10 protein-coding genes, 1 tRNA gene, 1 pseudogene and 1 other annotated feature are annotated in these 13541 nt (G+C 54.3%); of the genes and pseudogenes, 5 read left to right on the top strand and 7 right to left on the bottom strand.

The genetic code is table 11. The features are described 5' to 3' along the window. The first annotated feature begins 37 nt into the window (after positions 1–37). The gene (locus AWJ19_RS21180; protein ID WP_068726807.1) at positions 38–445 is read left to right on the top strand and encodes a hypothetical protein; all 408 of its coding nucleotides are present in this window, start codon (positions 38–40) and stop codon (positions 443–445) included. Here the strand turns inward: AWJ19_RS21180 and AWJ19_RS21185 are convergent. Next, positions 378–1205: a type II CAAX endopeptidase family protein gene (locus tag AWJ19_RS21185; RefSeq protein WP_068726809.1), complete on the bottom strand. Its 828-nt coding sequence runs from the start codon at positions 1203–1205 to the stop codon at positions 378–380. The genes AWJ19_RS21180 and AWJ19_RS21185 overlap by 68 nt on opposite strands. A gap of 85 nt (positions 1206–1290) precedes the next feature. After that, positions 1291–3135 carry an asparagine synthase (glutamine-hydrolyzing) gene (gene asnB, locus AWJ19_RS21190; RefSeq protein WP_068726811.1) on the bottom strand — a complete coding sequence of 615 codons (1845 nt, stop codon included), beginning with the start codon at positions 3133–3135 and terminating at the stop codon, positions 1291–1293. Positions 3136–3318: 183 nt separating this feature from the next. Between asnB and AWJ19_RS21195 the strand changes: the two genes are divergently transcribed. Together AWJ19_RS21195 and AWJ19_RS21200 are read left to right on the top strand one after the other, a co-directional pair. Beyond that, positions 3319–3687 carry a hypothetical protein gene (locus AWJ19_RS21195; RefSeq protein WP_039876597.1) on the top strand — a complete coding sequence of 123 codons (369 nt, stop codon included), beginning with the start codon at positions 3319–3321 and terminating at the stop codon, positions 3685–3687. A 189-nt stretch (positions 3688–3876) separates the two neighbouring features. Further along, positions 3877–3950 (top strand) — tRNA-Arg (locus tag AWJ19_RS21200). Positions 3951–4497: 547 nt separating this feature from the next. Here the strand turns inward: AWJ19_RS21200 and argS are convergent. The 3 genes from argS to AWJ19_RS21210 form a co-directional block, all read right to left on the bottom strand. Next, the gene (argS, locus tag AWJ19_RS21205) at positions 4498–6426 is read right to left on the bottom strand and encodes an arginine--tRNA ligase (protein WP_068726812.1); all 1929 of its coding nucleotides are present in this window, start codon (positions 6424–6426) and stop codon (positions 4498–4500) included. An 82-nt stretch (positions 6427–6508) separates the two neighbouring features. Continuing rightward, positions 6509–6730, bottom strand: a binding site (T-box leader). 80 nt (positions 6731–6810) lie between these two features. After that, positions 6811–6936: a hypothetical protein gene (locus tag AWJ19_RS37375; protein ID WP_277815829.1), complete on the bottom strand. Its 126-nt coding sequence runs from the start codon at positions 6934–6936 to the stop codon at positions 6811–6813. A gap of 31 nt (positions 6937–6967) precedes the next feature. Continuing rightward, complete coding sequence (locus tag AWJ19_RS21210) at positions 6968–7273, bottom strand: hypothetical protein (RefSeq protein WP_068726814.1); 306 nt, start codon at positions 7271–7273, stop codon at positions 6968–6970. 229 nt (positions 7274–7502) lie between these two features. On the opposite strand from AWJ19_RS21210, the gene AWJ19_RS21215 reads away from it, so the two are divergent. Together AWJ19_RS21215 and AWJ19_RS21220 are read left to right on the top strand one after the other, a co-directional pair. Beyond that, the gene (locus AWJ19_RS21215; RefSeq protein WP_068726815.1) at positions 7503–7853 is read left to right on the top strand and encodes a hypothetical protein; all 351 of its coding nucleotides are present in this window, start codon (positions 7503–7505) and stop codon (positions 7851–7853) included. 393 nt (positions 7854–8246) lie between these two features. After that, positions 8247–8984 (top strand): annotated as a pseudogene (locus AWJ19_RS21220) (exosporium glycoprotein BclB-related protein); the annotation flags it as partial. A 329-nt stretch (positions 8985–9313) separates the two neighbouring features. On the opposite strand, the gene AWJ19_RS21225 reads toward AWJ19_RS21220, so the two are convergent. Both AWJ19_RS21225 and AWJ19_RS21230 read right to left on the bottom strand, forming a co-directional pair. Further along, a complete protein-coding gene (locus AWJ19_RS21225) occupies positions 9314–9895 on the bottom strand; it encodes a thioredoxin family protein (RefSeq protein WP_068726819.1) in 582 nt (193 codons plus the stop codon). Between the two features lie 136 nt (positions 9896–10031). Then, entirely contained in the window at positions 10032–13370 is a 3339-nt protein-coding gene (locus AWJ19_RS21230) for a DEAD/DEAH box helicase (RefSeq protein WP_068726821.1), read from the bottom strand. Positions 13371–13541 lie beyond the last annotated feature (171 nt).

Below are 13541 nucleotides of genomic sequence, written 5' to 3' on the forward strand. Positions count from 1 at the left end.
CCCTTGATTTCGCCTGCGCTAGACCGGAATCGGGGGAATGAAGGTCAAAAATGCCCTTGAATTGGCCCGCGCAGCCCGAATCGGGAGAATGAAGGTCAAAAATGCCCTTGAATTGGCCCGCGCAGCCCGAATCAGCAGAATGAAGGTCAAAAATGCCCTTGAATTGGTCCGCGTAGCCCGAATCGGGAGAATGAAGGTCAAAAATGCCCTTGATTTCGCCTGCGCGGCCCGAATGGACAGAATGAAGGGCAAAAATGCCCTTGATTTCGCCGCACGGCCCAAAATCGGCAGAATGAAGGGCAAAAGTGCCCTTGATTTCGCTCGCACAGAGAATAAACTCGTGCGAAAGCCTACGTTCGCAGGTACAAGTAGCTCAGCTAAATTCCGTTCGGTGTACGATGGCGTCTGCCCAGTATCCGCATCAGCAGAATGCCGTGGAGGATAACGAGCATGCTGCATACCATAGCCATAACCTCTGCCGCCTGGTCGCTGGCAGTCAGCAGATCGAAGATGCCGTGCCAGACTATAACAGGAATAATACTCCAGCGGCTTCCGGCACAGATCCAGGCCAGCACAACAGAACCGTAAGTCAGGCTGATCGCCCAGCCGATCACCCCGGGGCCCATGCCGAGATAGCTTTCATTGAACCAGAAGGCAGGCAGATGCCAGGCCATCCAGATCAAAGCTACCAGCAGGGCTGAGGTATTCAGGGAATACCGCTTGTGCAGAGCCGGAAGCAGGTATCCGCGCCAGCCGCTCTCCTCACCGATCCCGAAGGTCAGCATCCATACCAGTGAGGTTGTCCAGAGATTGAACTGCGGCGGAAGGTCCGAGGTGAGGCCGAAGCTGTGCAGGTCAGGCGCTTTTCCCGTGACCAGAGTATGAACCAGGACAGCTACAGCTCCATAAGCCAAAGGTAATCCGGCGGATAGCACCAGCCATTTTTTGGGGAAAGCAACGGAAAAGGCTGTATTGAACCACCTTCTAAAGCCGTCTCCACCCGGCAGGATAAGGCTGCAGAGCGTTCCGAGGAGCGGACCGAAGGAGCCCATGTAGAATTGCCCGGGAAGCACAGGAAGGCCGGCTGCAAACTGCTTGTTGAGCAGCAGCGGCAGCCAGCACAGCCAGGTGAAGCCAAAGGATACAATAAGGAAGGGAACAAGTTTGGCGGAAGATAATCCGGACGGTTTTGCAGAGGTCGGCATCAGGGTTAATCCCCCCTTGACTAAGATATGTTTATCTATAGTTGTAGAGGTTTTAGGCCTGCCCCGCTATGGGAATAATCACGGCTTAGCCGATGGATACATTATACTTCTGCAGCCATAGATTCACCTGGGCGAGATAGGCAAACAGCTGCGGGCCGGACATCAGCTGGCCGAACCAGGGCAGGTTACTGGAGGATCCCGGTGATGCGGCAATCTCACGGATTTTGGCCGGATCGATCAGCGGCAGGATTGGAGCTGACGGATCGTCCAGGATATTCAGCATCTGTGTACGTACGGCGTTCAGATAGGCAGGATTATGGGTTTTGGGATATGGGCTTTTTTTGCGGTAAAGCACATCATCCGGCAGTACACCTTCCAGCGCTTTCCGCAGAATGCCCTTTTCGCGGTTGCCGACTGTCTTGATCTCCCAGGGGATGTTGAACACGTATTGCACCAGCCGGTGATCGCAATAGGGAACGCGTACCTCGAGCCCGACACCCATGCTCATCCGGTCCTTGCGGTCCAGCAGCGTAGGCATAAACCGGGTGATATTGAGGTAGGACATTACGCGCATCTGCGCCTGTTTGCCGGTTTCACCGTCAAGCCTCGGCACTTCAGCCACTGCGTCGCTGTAACGGTCGCCTAAATATTCCAGCGGACGTATCCATTCGCGGACTTCGGGCGACAATAGACCTGCACGCATCTCCGGGGCTACCGACCACGGGAAGGTTCCTGAGGATAGGGCCTCTTCACGGTGAAACCAGGGGTATCCGCCAAAAATTTCGTCAGCCGCTTCGCCGGAAATTGCAACCGTCGCATTCTTTTTAATCTCCCGGCAAAATAAGTACAGCGACGAATCCACATCCGTCATCCCCGGCAGGTCACGCGAATAGAGGGCGTTATCCAGCGCTGCCACCAGCTCAGGTGTATCAAAAGTGACATAATGATGATTGGTCTGCAGCTCATCTACCATCCGTTTAATCCACGGGCCGTCTGCGCCCGGCTGGAAGGAATGGCTTTTGAAATGCTTGTCGTTATCGACATAATCGACCGAGTAGGTGTCTACCTGTCCCTGGCCGCTGCGGTTGTAAAAATTCACGGCGAGTGCGGTCAGGGCACTGGAATCCAGCCCTCCGGACAGCAGGGAACATACCGGAACGTCGGAGACGAGCTGGCGCTCCAGCGTATCCTGCAGCAATTCACGCACTCTGGCGGCAGTTTCATCAACACTATCGGTGTGGGGATGGCTTTCCAGTTCCCAGTATGCATACTTGCGGATGCCGCTGCGGCTATAAATCATGGCATGACCCGGGCGAAGCTCGAATATATCTTTGTATACACCCTGTCCCGGAGTGCGGGCCGGACCGACGATGAAAATCTCAGCGAGTCCTTCCGGTCCGACCTTCGGCTGAACCTTGGGATGCTGCAGCAGCGCCTTGGGCTCGGAGCCAAAGACAAACACATCGTCTACATGGCTGTAGAACAGCGGTTTTACGCCAAGCCGGTCGCGGGCCAGAAACAGATGCTCGCGCACGCTGTCCCAGACGGCAAAAGCAAAAATTCCGTTCAGTTTTCCGGTGCAGTCCGGCCCCCACTCCATGTAGGCGTGCAGCAGAACCTCAGTATCACACTGGGTCAGAAAATGATGTCCGCGCTGCTTGAGCTCGGTTTTAAGCTCACCTGCATTATAGAGCTCGCCGTTATACGCAAGCGCGTAGACATTCTCATCCTGGCGGGCGATCATCGGCTGTGCGCCGTTCTCGGGATCAATAACGCTAAGTCTGCGGTGTCCGAGGGCGCAAGGGCCTGAAATCCACGTTCCGGCGGCATCCGGTCCGCGGTTGGATAAGGTTTCTGTCATTTTTACGAGCAGCTGCGAGTGCTGGGTAAGGTCACCGCGCCACTCGATAAAGCCGGTTATTCCGCACATGGTGTTCATCCTCTCTTTGTGCGATGCTACTGCTCCGGAAGCGGGGCTCCCTTGAAAAGCAGGTATAATCACTTGTTTCTTTTTTGCCAAGTAATACAGATATATGCCGATTGAAGGGATAAAATGTATGTCCTTATCCGAACACTAGGGTAGAGGAAAATTTGCCAGGAGGGATGATGACAAGTGTATTACATTAAAGACGCCAAGATCCGCAGAATGACTGAATATGACGGTGCTCCATGTGCCGAGGTTGGCGTATTGCCGGGAGCTGTAGGGGATTCAGCGCTTTTGGTATATATTGTGGAAGACCAGCATGAGGAAGGCTACGAAATTGTACGCATCCTGACGAATGATGCAGACACCCAAACCGACTGGTTTGATAATAATATGCATAATGCCTTCGAGGATGTGACAGTCAGTGCATTCACCGGGAGTCCTGTCATGAGCCCAGAGGATGAACGCTCCAAATTCCAGCGCGAGCTGCTGATCTTCGGCCATCTGAAAAAGCAGCTGGGTGAGCATTTCCGGCAAGTGTCGCTGAAGCGGCACTGATAGCCTGCTGCTGCAAGGCGGCCACTGCTCCGGCGGCGGATGGAGGGAGTGTATGCGGTGAACAGGGCCGTGGCACCCGCTGCCGGGGGCAGAATGTTTTTTTTGGCGTGCAGCCTTGAAAAAATATTTCAATGCGTTATAATAGATAACGTTGCGTTAATACATAGTATATAAATCTACACTTCATATGTCCCGGTAGCTCAGCTGGATAGAGCATGCGCCTTCTAAGCGCACGGTCGGGGGTTCGAATCCCTTCCGGGACGTAACACAAGAAGCAGCCTTCCTTTGGGGAGGCTGTTTCTGCGTTCCGGCGGGATGAGAACCCCAAGTCTGGGGGACGTTGGAGCATCGGCATCGTTAGCATCTGCTTCGCAATCAGCCCGAAAGGGCTGCATCCCTTCCGGGACGTAACACAAGAAACAGCCTTCCTTCGGGGAGGCTGTTTCTGCGTTCCAGGGAGAACAGGGAAGGGAGCAGCTTTAAGTGTAGATTGTACAACTAAAAGCACTGTCAGGCCCGCGGAATCCCACTTTAGCTGTACTTTGTGCAGCTAAAACTCCTGAAATCTGGATAAATGGACGATTTTGCTGATTTTAGTTGCACGGAATACACTTATCCCAATGAGAGATGCTTTTTTACGGGATATAGCTGCACAAAATGCAGTTATATCAATGGCGTTGCAGCCTTTAGGATCGATCAAGCAGTAGACCGGATTAAATCCCTCTGTATGGACTTTATTTAGTCCGGTCTTCCTCATATTTATCGAAGCAGGTAAGCCACACATTAGTTCAAAACAAGCAATCACGGCTGCTACATCCGCTCCGGCTGCGGCAGGCCGAGTACCTCCAGCACTTCACCGAGTGTGTCCCGGAATCTTTGCGTGAGCCAGAGACGGAAGGCCACGGATTCAGGCTCGCCTTTCAGAATCGGGCAGGCCGAGTAAAAATTGTTGAACAGCGACGCCAGCGTATGCGCGTAGCTGCAGATTGTATTCGGCGTCAGCTGAACGCTTGCGCTGTAGAGCGTGTCCTGCCAGTTGCTGAGATGCCTCAGCAGAGCGAGCTCAGCCTTTTGCAGTGTCGCCGGGAATACGGGAAGGGCATCCGTCTGCTCGGCTTCAGGGGTGGCTTTTTCCGCAGCAGGGTTAGCCTTCTCCGCATTAAGATTAGCCTTTGCCGCCGTAACCACTGCTTTACTGAGCACACTGCCTGCACGCGCATAGGTGTACATCAGGTACACGCCTGTGTTGCCGGAAATCTCGGTCGCCTGCTTGAAGTCGAAAATAATCTCCGTCCCCAGATTAAACCGCAGCAGATAATAACGGATGGCAGCGGTGGCGATGAGCCGGCTGGAGAGGCCGCTTTTGTCAGAACGGGTAGCGTCAATTGTGTTCTCCATCAGCTGCACCAGCTCGGTAACCTTGATGCCGATGCCCTGGCGGCCGGACATGGCGTAAGAGGCTTTGCCCTCGGAGATGTCGATGCCAAGCTCGGCTGCGGACGCCGGACTGAGTGAAACCACGCCATAGCTTACGTGATGCAATTTTTCAGCCTGCTCTGTGTACCCCAGTACCTCGAGTGCCTGCTTGACCATCGCCTGCGGATATTCCTGTCTGTAGTCGATGACATTAACCACCCGGTCAGCCCGGCCAAAAGCCAGCTGCTCTCCGCTCAGCCCCGTAGTCCAAAGTCCGGCGGTAAATTCGCTGTAGCTGAAATCCTTATCCAGCAGGCCGAATTTCCAGAGATGGTAAGCGATATCCTTAGCCGTATAGGTTAAAATCCCGTTCGAGCGCACCAGCACCTTATCCTTGTGATGCTCATCCGCATCTGGCTCTGACGACTCCTCCGCAGCCTGTTTGAGAATCCAGCAGCCCGCCAGCTTGCCCTCCGTTTCCTGCATGAATACCTCAGTCTGCTCCAGCAGCGCAAAAGCCGATGACCAGAAGCCCTCCTTAAGAATGCTGCTCTCCCAGACCAGCAGGTCATAGCCAATGCCAAAGCCCTTCATCTCCGCGACATGCTCCCGCACAATCCGTTCGGCAACAAGACTGCCCAGCCATGCGGTATTGCCGTGCCCTTCTTCCAGTGCGTGAAGAATCTCCGTCCGCTTGTGCACACTCTCCGGATGCAGCGCGTATTCTTTGTTCACACCGGCATAAATGTCCCAGCAGTAATCGCCAAAACGGACATGATCACCAGCCAGCGGCACATTCAGCAGCCCGACCACTGTATCTGCCAGCTGATTGCCGAGATCATCGACATAGTTATGCACCTCAACGCTATACCCGGTTTTCCGTAAAATACGCACCAGTGCATCCCCGATACAAGCGTTTCTAAGGTGGCCTACGTGCATCGATTTATTCGGATTAACGCTCGTATGCTCGATGATTACTTTTTCCCCTGCAGTCTCAGGCAGCTCAAAGCTGCGTCCGGCCCACTCCTGCCAGTCGATATATAGATTAATGAAGCCCGGTGCGGCAATATCGATTTTGTAAAATAGTCCGTTTAAATCACCTGATTGACTAATTTCAGTTGTTATCAGCTCTGCGATAGCCATAGGTGCCTTACGCAGTACTTTGGCCAGCTGCATGGCAATATTACTGGAGTAGTCCCCGAAATCGGGATTGGCCGGCTGCTCGAGCACAACAGAGGGAAGCTCCGTAACTGCTGCACCCAGAGCTCTGAACACCTGCCGGACGCTTTGCTCCAGGCTGTTTATGATAAGTTGGCTTAACATGAATATGACCTCCTATATTAGTTAAGGCTGCAGCATCGATGAACGGGTAACCTTTTTGCATAAGAAAAAGCCCTCATCTCATAAAAGAGACGAAGGCTTGATTAGCGCTCGCGGTACCACTCTCGTTGCTGAACCAGGGGTTCAACCACTCACAAGTTAACGGTCTTCAGCCGGGGCTTCCTACTGTTAGTTCAGAAGTCCATCTCCCGGGTGCGCTTCATGTATTGGCTCTGTACCGGTTTCCACCTATCCCGGCTCGCTGAGACTAGATCCAACACATTACTGTCCCGTTCATCGATTGCGTATGATTTTTTTCAAGTATAGCGAATTTCCGGAAGAAAGCAAGAGGCGGGAGGGAGAACGGCTGGTTTTTTATGAAAAATATTAATCCGAGGTAGGTGCTGCGGTGAGGGTTTTAATGTCTGTGGAGCCGTAGATCAGCAGTGCAATCACAATGACGAGCAAAAGTCCGCCGGCGAATTCCTCCCCGTCAAAATCCGCTTTTCCCATTAGAGCTGTTCCCCCTTTCCGGCTATATTCCTTATGTGTTATCCGCTTTTTGCTTCAGGGCGGTCATGATTTCGTTTAAAGTTAGGCTGCTGTTATCATCCAGAAAGCTGACCAGCTTATCCACGTTGCTCTGGCTCAGATTGCTTAACGTTTTATATTTGCCGACCAGGCCGACCACCAGAGAGGCATCAGTAAACATCTGAATCGAATCCACCTTCAGCTTGCCGGTCAGCAAAAGCGCTGCAACTGCGAATTCCAGCCCCTTCGGGCTTTGGGCTTTTGGATTTGCCGGCTGTTTCTTGGCACTTGTCTTTTTTCCTTTGCCAGGAGGGGCCATGGGACTCCCTTCTTCCATTTCCATCGTTCAGGAAAGCAGCAGCACAAAAGGCATTCTCTCCATGGAACAGCGTATGCGGATTTGAAGATTTCGGTGAATGCAGCCTGTCTGCCGTCCACACGGCTGGCACTGCACTGGAATATTAATATATTGTGCGGTTCATTGGAAGGCCGCTAGAATCAAAGCTTATTTTCATAGACGGGAGAATGGAAAGGAGGAATAGAACAGGATGGCGATATTATCAACAGGACCGATCGAAAATAATCCTGTGTCCGGGGTAAGACCTGCCCAGCTTGTAACTATCAAAATTGTTAACCGGTCCTCTTCGGCTGCTGCCGGCGTTTTGATTGAAGGCTACTACCTTACCACAATAAGAAATTTATATGTCAGTGAGGTTCTCAACCTTGCTCCGAATGAGGCTGTGAGCCGGGAGTATTTTGCAGATCTGGACGGCTATGAGTTTGTCATTACAACCGGAGAGATTATGGAGGCTGATCTGGGCATCTCCGTGTGGGGCAAGCAGGCAGGCGGCCAACTGGTGGAAGCCCACCGTGTTGTATCTTATGAAGTCATGGATTAATCACTAATTTCATAGAAAAGGAGAGTTGCGCAGATGAGTTTCTTATCTACTGGACCGATTGAAAACAATATGGTTGCCGGAACAAGACCCACAACCCAGGTAACGCTCCGTGTAGATAACCGTAGCAGCATTACGGCTTCTGAGGTGCTGGTACAGGCTTACTATCTGCTTGGCGGTGTAAGAAATCTGTATGTCAGTGAGACCCTCACTGTGGCTCCGAACCAGGTGATTACGAATAACTATTATGCGGACCTGGATGGTTTTGAATTTATGTTCGTTACGCCTACCGGCCCGCCTGATGATCCGATTCAAATCTCTTTATGGGGCAAAAACAGTGCGGGCGAGCTCGTAACAGCCCATCGTCTGGTATCAGCTGAGCTAATGGGCGAGGTGACCGGGGTCACAGGTGCAACTGGAGCAACTGGTGAAGCCGGTGCTACAGGAGCTACCGGGCCAGCCGGCGCAACGGGGGCAACAGGCCCAGGCAGTGGTGCTACCGGAGCAACGGGAGCGACTGGTTTGCCTGGAGCGACCGGTGTGACGGGAGCGACGGGGTTGGCTGGAGCGACCGGAGTGACGGGAGCGACTGGGGCTACCGGACCAACCGGCTCTGGCGCGATCATTCCTTACGCTTCGGGCGTTCCGGCTGCACTGACTACTGTACTGGGCGGGCTGCTTAATACTTCCAGCTTGATCGGCTTTGGCAACAGTGCTACTGGAGTTACCATCACTGGCGGGGTCATTGACCTCACAGGTGCTGCAGGTACGCTGCTCAACTTTGCTTTCTCCGTGCCGCGTGCGGGTACGATAACTTCCTTGGCCGCATACTTTAGCACTACAGCTGCATTGGCTCTGGTAGGCTCTACAGTAACAATTACAGCTCAATTATTCCGTTCGACAACACCGAACAATACGTTTACCGCTGTACCGGGTGCACTTGTTACCTTGGCACCGCCACTGACTGGTGTCGTCGCTTTAGGCACAATCAGCAGCGGCCTTACCTCCGGGCTCAGTATTCCTGTTACGGCAGGCGAACGGCTGCTGCTGGTCTTCTCGGCCTCTGTTACAGCAGGCCTTGATGTAGCTACTACAGTGGGGGGATACGCCAGCGGCGGTCTGACGATCGTCTAGTTACAGGTTTCTTTAGCTAACAATAAAATAATAAAGAGGGACTTCTCCAGCTTCCGGCTGGAAAGTCCCTCTTTTTATGCAAATCAGGCATAACTCAGCTACGCAAGCCCCGTTTAAAGGGAAAAATCCCCTTAACTCAGGCCAAACCAACCACGCAAGCCCTGGTTAAAGGGAAAAATCCCCTTAACTGAGCCCAAACCGAGCACTCAAGCCCCGTTTAAAGGGAAAAATCCCCTTAACTGAGCCCAAACCAACCACCCGGGTGGCTTGGCCTTGACCTATCGAATATAATTCCATGCCGATGCGATCTCAACCGGCTAAAAACCCATCTACACCAAATCACAAGCCTCTGCAGGCATCCAGTGCGCATCCTGGCCGTCCCATTTGACGTTGCAGCCGATCGGATTGGTCAGCGGTGTGGTAATGGCTTGTCCGGCGAGCAGCTGGGACAATGCGTTGTCCAGGTCGTTGACCGTCATTTTGGCGGTTTCACGCGGGTTATCGACGCCGCGGCCGGTGTAGACCAGCTTGCGGTCCTGATCAAAAACAAAGAAATGTGGCGTGCGCAGCGCACCGTAAGCCCGTGCAGTTTCCTGCGTGTCATCGCGGAGATAGAGCCACGGGAAGTTCTGCTCTTCCATCCGCTTCACCATATGCTCGTAGGAATCGTCCGGATGGGTGGTCTCGCTGTTGGCGTTAATTCCCGCAAAAGCTACTCCCAGCTCACGGTACTTTTCGGCGGTCTGGCGCGTGACCTCATCGGACCCGACGACGAACGGACAATGATTGAAGGTGAAGAAGATAACCAGTGCTTTGGCCGTAGCAAAGCTGTCGAGCGAATACGTCTGGCCGTCTGTTGCTTTTAGAGAGAAATCGGGGGCTGAAGCGCCCAGTTCCAGGGTAAAACTCATGTTAATGCACCTCCGTAGAATAGTATTAAAACCATTGAGAGAAGCGGCAGAAGGCCCAAACGGCCTGCTGCTTAAGCAATAACAATCCCTGCTATTATACTTTATTTGCTTCTGCGCTTCCAAATCCTTCAACTCATCAGAGCATCAGAATCTCGCGGATATCTTGCTCGGTGAGGGCCGAGAGCGCCTCTGCCCCAGGCTGGATGACCTCCTCGATCAGGTTCTTTTTCTTCTGTTGCAGCTCGTACATTTTGTCCTCGACGGTGCCCTGGGCAACGAGGCGGATTACCTGCACCACCTTCTTTTGCCCGATCCGGTGGGCCCGGTCGGCAGCCTGCTGCTCGACAGCCGGGTTCCACCACAGATCATACAGGATCACCGTGTCCGCTCCGGTCAGGTTAAGGCCGGTGCCGCCGGCTTTTAACGAAATGAGAAACAGGTCGCGTTCACCCTCATTGAACCGGCTGCACAGCTCTACGCGCTGGTCGGCCGGCGTCTTGCCGTCCAGATAAAAATGCCGGACGCCCTGCAGGGCAAGCTCCCGGCCGATCATCCCGAGCATCTCCGTGAACTGGGAGAAGATCAGCATCCGTTTGCCGGAGCTGCGGCATTCCTCGATGATCTCCAGCAGCTGGTCGAACTTGGCCGAGCCGCCGCTGTAGCCCTCGATGAACAGGGCAGGGTGGCAGCAGAGCTGGCGCAGCCGGGTGATACCGGCCAGCACCTTGATCCGGCCGTGGCCGAAGCTCTCATTGTCGAGATGCTTCAGCGCCTCCTTACGGAGTCTGGCGAGGTAAGCCATGTACAGCTTTTTCTGCTCAGGCAGCAGCTCCGAGGCATGCAGCGATTCGATTTTGTCCGGCAGCTCCTTGAGCACATCGCTTTTCAGCCGGCGCAGCAGGAACGGGCGGGTCCGCTTGGCGACCGTTTCCCGCGGCAGATCATGGAACGCTTTTTTGCCGGGGAACAGGCCGGGGAAAATAACACTGTAAATCGACCACAAATCCTCCAGCGCATTTTCCACCGGCGTTCCTGTGAGGGCGAAGCGGTAGCGGGCCTGCAGTATTTTTACCGCCTGGGCAGTCTGGGTTGCATGGTTCTTGATCATCTGGGCTTCATCCAGAATCAGGGTGTGGAAGGACAGCCGGGCATACAGCTCAATTTCCCGCCGCAGCAGCGGATAGGAAGTGATAATCACGTCAGCGCCTGAACCTTTGCGAACCGCCCTGGTACGTTCATTCAGGTTGCCGTCAGCAATAACGGCCTTGATGTCCGGGGCAAACCGCTTCAGCTCATTCTGCCAGTTGTAGAGCAGGGAGGCGGGAGCGACGATGAGCGCCGGCTTGCCGCCTTCACGGATATCCGTAAGCTCTGAGAGCAGGAATGCAATGCTCTGCAGCGTTTTGCCAAGTCCCATATCATCAGCCAGAATGCCGCCGAACCGGTAGTGGGCCAGCGTCTTCATCCACTGGAACCCGAACTGCTGATAGTCGCGGAGTACGGTGGAAAGGCTATCCGGCAGCGGAAAATCGAGATTTTCGGGACTGGCCATATTGGCCATTAACCGCCGGAAGGAGCGTCCAATCGTAACAGCATCGCCATGCCGGGATTCCGGATTCAACTGCAGTCCCTGAACCAGCGGCAGAGTAAATTGTGGTTTGTTAAAAGGAACACTGTGTACCCCGAGCTCATTCATGAACTGGATAATCTCCAGAAACTCCGCACTTTCCAGCGGCAGCAGCGCACCATCCGGGAGGCGGTAGTATCTGCGTTTTTCCTGCAGTGCCTCAAGAATCTGCACAATGTCATTCTCTCCGATGCCCTGCACGGCAAATTTGAACTCCAGCCAGTCGGTTTTTTCGTTCCAGGTCAATACAGCCTTAGGCGTGTAGGTATCGGCGGCGATCCGGCCTTTGACGGCAGTAGTGGCATACACCTGAAGCAGCGGCTCCAGGAGCGGAATCGTGTGGTAGAGAAAATCATACTCCGCTTCCTCATCGCTCATAATAAAGCCGCCTTCTGTCCGCACAAAAGATTCATGCGCCATCAGCCCGAGAATCCGCCGCTCGGCCTCCCCGTCCCGCATCAGGATGATCTCGCTGCCCCGGCTGCGGCTGTCCTCCTCCAGCGGATTAATAACGATGCTGCCATACTGGAATTCGAGGCCGGCCAGCAGCCGGTCCCGCACCCGGTCCAGGTACAGCCGCGCCTGCATCGGGGTCTGCACAATCCGGTCAGCGATCGCCTCGGCGATGTGCACGCTGCCCAGCTTTTTCAGCCCGGGAATGACCTGCTCCATAAAAGGCTCCATCTGCTCAGGTGCAATGGCAATCCCGTCCTTGCGGGCGGCGGCCAGCATCCGCTTCAGCTCGGCGAGCCTGCGGCATTCCTCAGCATCCAGCTTCAGCAGCTTGCCCCCGGCCAGCACCAGCCCGTAATCCTCCAATACCATAACCTGCGCCATGCCATCAATGTCCAGTCTATAGCCTTCCTCCGCCGACTGGTCGAACCGGAAGCTTAACGGCGGGGATTCAGTGGACAGCTGCAGCTTCTCCAGAATCAGGTCGCCCTGCTGCAGCCAAGCGGAGGGGGCAGCAAGCAGCGCCGGAAGCAGGCCATCCCAGAACAAGGGCGGAACCGCCAGCAGCCGCTCGCCGCCCATGCCGCCTGATTGTGCAGCATAGGGATTGACGCCGGCACGGTACAGCTTTTCATTGGATGAGATGTCAATCAGCTTCAGCAGAACATTGTTGTCTTCCTTGTTGAACGAGTGCAGCGAAGGATCGTAGCTGAAATGCCTGGAGAACTCAAAAGGCTCGCCGCGCCGGACATGCTCCAGGAAGGTTCTGATTTTTTGCACAATATAGAGGCGCTTGGGGCCGACTTTTATCTCAATGCCGAGCATTTGCGTGCTGTAGCTGACGGTGACCGGCTTGCAGATGAACTCCACCTGCAGCGGTGTGCGGAGATCGGAATAGCTGCCTGTAACGCTCGGCCGGGAGCGGCTTAAGCCTGCGAACACCTCCAGCATACCGTTCACCAGCTGGCGGTCTCCGTTGTGTGCTGCTGCACCAGTAGTGCCGCTATGTGCGGTGCGTGGTGTAAGGACGCCGGTCTCCGCCAGCAGCGGGTCTGATTCCTCATGAGGCGGGCTCTCAATCTCATCGTCCGCACCCTCCTCCAGACGCAGAATAGTGAACAGGCTGGCTGCGATATGCCGGCAAAAAGCCCCTCCGTGGTAATAGGCAGGACAGGTGCATTCCGCATTCACATCCCCGTCACTGTCGATGGCCAGCGCAACATCATAGCTCTCCAGCCCCTGAACCGCCGTGCGGTATTTGGAATATTCAAGCCTGTCGTCATTCTCTCTATAATTCAGCAGGACCCTCCCGGCTTCGTAGTCAGCACGGCCTTTATCCAAGGCATCACTTCCGCACAGCAGCCGGATGACCCGCTCGGGAACATAATAACTCATGTTACATTCACTTCCTCACACCTGTCCGGATTTTCCGGTTATTCGATAGTATTCATCTTATCAGAACAGATGTGCGTCTTAAAGTCCGGGACCGACTAGCCAGGACATTTTAGGGGGAAGTTACCAATCCTGTATCCGAAAAAAAACACTGCAGAAGGTGTCTTCTACAGT

Source organism: Paenibacillus sp. DMB5 (assembly GCF_001517085.1).
Lineage (GTDB): Bacteria > Bacillota > Bacilli > Paenibacillales > Paenibacillaceae > Paenibacillus_AQ.